The organism is Desulfomarina sp. (assembly GCF_054039375.1).
The window spans coordinates 1-2,687 of the sequence record NZ_JBPLBA010000090.1 but is presented as its reverse complement, the minus strand read 5'-3'; the positions used below and the strand labels follow the sequence as shown (position 1 = coordinate 2,687).

At 46.4% G+C, this 2,687-nt stretch carries 6 protein-coding genes; 3 read left to right on the top strand and 3 right to left on the bottom strand.

Translation table 11 applies throughout. The annotated features are described in order from the left end of the window. The coding region (locus ACXLDX_RS04795; RefSeq protein ID WP_457576058.1) for a ZIP family metal transporter at nucleotides 1-776 on the bottom strand (776 nt) is incomplete at its 3' end. A 261-nt stretch (nucleotides 777-1,037) separates the two neighbouring features. Here ACXLDX_RS04795 and ACXLDX_RS04790 point away from each other — a divergent pair. Genes ACXLDX_RS04790 through ACXLDX_RS04780 form a run of 3 tightly spaced genes read left to right on the top strand, consistent with a single transcriptional unit; the run spans nucleotide 1,038 to nucleotide 1,827 of the window. Continuing rightward, nucleotides 1,038-1,439 carry an iron-sulfur cluster assembly scaffold protein gene (locus ACXLDX_RS04790; RefSeq protein WP_457576057.1) on the top strand — a complete coding sequence of 134 codons (402 nt, stop codon included), beginning with the start codon at nucleotides 1,038-1,040 and terminating at the stop codon, nucleotides 1,437-1,439. Between the two features lie 3 nt (nucleotides 1,440-1,442). Next, nucleotides 1,443-1,577: a hypothetical protein gene (locus tag ACXLDX_RS04785; protein WP_457576056.1), complete on the top strand. Its 135-nt coding sequence runs from the start codon at nucleotides 1,443-1,445 to the stop codon at nucleotides 1,575-1,577. Beyond that, nucleotides 1,546-1,827, top strand: a complete 282-nt coding sequence (locus tag ACXLDX_RS04780; protein WP_457576055.1) for a hypothetical protein — start codon at nucleotides 1,546-1,548, stop codon at nucleotides 1,825-1,827. Before ACXLDX_RS04785 ends, ACXLDX_RS04780 begins: the two co-directional genes overlap by 32 nt. Before the next feature lie 43 nt (nucleotides 1,828-1,870). On the opposite strand, the gene ACXLDX_RS04775 is transcribed toward ACXLDX_RS04780, so the two are convergent. Both ACXLDX_RS04775 and ACXLDX_RS04770 read right to left on the bottom strand, forming a co-directional pair. Further along, nucleotides 1,871-2,002 (bottom strand): hypothetical protein, encoded by a 132-nt coding sequence (locus tag ACXLDX_RS04775; protein WP_457576054.1) that lies wholly within the window; start codon nucleotides 2,000-2,002, stop codon nucleotides 1,871-1,873. A gap of 401 nt (nucleotides 2,003-2,403) precedes the next feature. Next, nucleotides 2,404-2,687: helix-turn-helix domain-containing protein (locus ACXLDX_RS04770; RefSeq protein ID WP_457576053.1), on the bottom strand; the 284-nt coding region annotated here is incomplete at its 5' end.

Genomic DNA, 2,687 nt, shown 5'->3' with positions numbered 1-2,687 from the left:
CCCGTCATTGTGGCCATGGTGACAATATCTATATTGGCATAATTTCTCTGGGATTCGGGAATCAGTTCTTCCACGACGACAAAAATCATTGCTCCGGCGGCAAAGCAGAGGGCGTAGGGGAGGATATTCTGCATTTTCATGACAAAGAGGGCGCCGATGACTCCGGCGACGGGTTCCACAATACCTGAAGCCTGGCCCAGCAGGAAACTTTTTGTTTTACTCATCCCCTCTCTTCTCAGGGGGACAGCCACCGCTGTTCCCTCAGGGAAATTCTGGATACCGATGCCGATGGCAAGGGCAATCGCACCACCAAGTGTTGCGGAAGGGAGTCCTGCCGCGACAGCTCCGAAAGCGACGCCAACGGCAAGCCCTTCCGGGATATTGTGCAGGGTAATGGCCAGTACAAGCAGGGTACTTCTCTGCCATGATGTTTTAATTCCTTCTGTTTTATCTGTGCTGAGTCCGGGGTGGAGGTGGGGAAGAAACTTGTCAGTCAACCGCATGAAGATTCCGCCGCCCATAAAGCCAATTGCTGCAGTCAACCAGGGTGTATGGCCGAGTTCTCCTGCCATTTCGATACCTGGGGCGAGCAGGGACCAGAAACTGGCGGCAATCATAACTCCAGCGGCGAATCCGAGCATCGAATCCATCAGTTTTGCATTGACTGTTCTGGTCAGGAAAACCAGGGCCGCCCCGGCAGCGGTTACACCCCAGGTGAAAAGTGTGGCAATGAGAGCCTGCATGACAGGACTGAACTGCAACATGAATTCCGACATCGAGAAAGACCTCCATTGAGATTTGGATATTTCGTACAATAATCATACCAGATGCTGCGCTGTATACAATGCTGTGATCACTTTCTGTGCGAATATTCCTGTTCCAGTTCTGATCTTTTCCGGAATACCTGAATCTGTGAGCGTCCAGTGGTGATGCAGACTGGTTTTTTTAAACACGTTGATTATAGTGAGTTATATCAATGTGTTCATAAGAAGCAGGCAGAGTTTTGTACGTAATTAGAAATCTTTATGGAGGATGTAATGGCAGAGAAGTTTGATTTCTGGAATGATCATTCAGAGACGTTCCTGACAATGGCATATCTCTGGGATCGAAGAAAACCTCTTGAGAATCCAGATGGATATGGGAGAAAGACAGGAGATTGCGGGGATACTGTTACTATTTATCTGGCCATTGACAGGGACACGATAACTTCACTTAATTTTGAACTCGAAGGATGCATACATACAAACGCCTGCTGCAATGGACTGGCGGTTCTTGTTGAGGGGAAAAAGGTCGAAGATTGCTGGGATATAAAACCTGAGAATATCATTGATTTCCTGCAGACTCTTCCGGAGGACCACTATCACTGTGCAGAACTGACTGTCGGAGCATTTTATCTGGCACTGGCGGATTCAGGTTCAAAGAGAAAATCCGAGAATTGACCTATGTCATTTTGTAGAGGATATATCTACGATAGTGTCATGGTTGAGAGTGCCATGGCTGTTTTGCCGGCCATGGGTCATCAATGGAAACTATCAGGAGAAAAACATGTCCGGATGTGGTTGTGGTTGCAGCAGTGATGGTGGCGGTCCCTTTTCCAAAGGAAAAGAGCTTGTCGAATTCGTGTATAATGCCCACGGTGGTACCGTCAGGGACCAGCCGATAAGCAGGGGGGCGATTGAAACAGTATGCCAGGGCTGTGGGGCACCCTTTATTCTTGAAACATATGTGGGGAAATGTGAGCAGTGTGGCGGTGTACACGCTGTCGCGCCCATGAATCCCGTTGCGGAAAATGTGCAGTTTGCCGGTGTTGATTTTACATTGCCGTGATTATTCCGGGGCCGTAAATTGCTGAATCTGCTGGTGGCGGCATTTAAGTGTTAGTGTGGTTTGCCGCCTGTTTATCTGAAAATCCCCGGCTGAAGGTTGTATCGGCATAGTTGGGATTTTCAGTGGTTTTTTGTACCCACTGGGCCAGCATGGCCGAGCCATGGTGTCCGGCCATGCTGGCTTATCCCATGGTCTTCCCGTTTCCTGCTGCTCTCCACTTCCTTCCTTGTAAAGTTATTCCTTCTTGAAGTACAATAAAAAATAATTCTGATTACGTATGAAACTCAGCCTGTTATTTGTGAATATGGGGATTGGGCCTGTTTTATCAGGCGTATTTCAAAAATCACATTGGACTGATTATAAAATAATCTGGACGGACACTTTTTCATTTGAATTCTTTATCAATTGAGATTTCCAGTGATTTTTGACCGTAGGCTAGCCTGATCAAACAGGTACATCCACAATTCGGCTGAGTTTCATGGTAATCAAGAAATGTTATGATATATTTGGCGAATTTGGCTATTCACTTTTTGAATGAATGTAAATTTTTCATTTTCTATCAGCTGGATTCAGCTTCTATTTATAGTCACTTTTATCAAGACCATATTTTCTCATTTTGTCGTAAAGGGTTTTTCTCGGTATAGCTAGTGTGCTCATTGCCTCCTTGATTGAACCGTTGGCACCGGTAAGAGCCTGTTCAATGAGACTTCTCTCAAAACATTCGACCTGTTTAGGGAGGGAACTTTCCTGGTCTTTGTCCTGACCGGAGAGGAGTCTTTCAAGAGAATAATCAAATTGATGCCCAAGAAGGACATACCGTTCCGCAAGATTTCTCAGTTCCCTGACGTTGCCTGGCCATT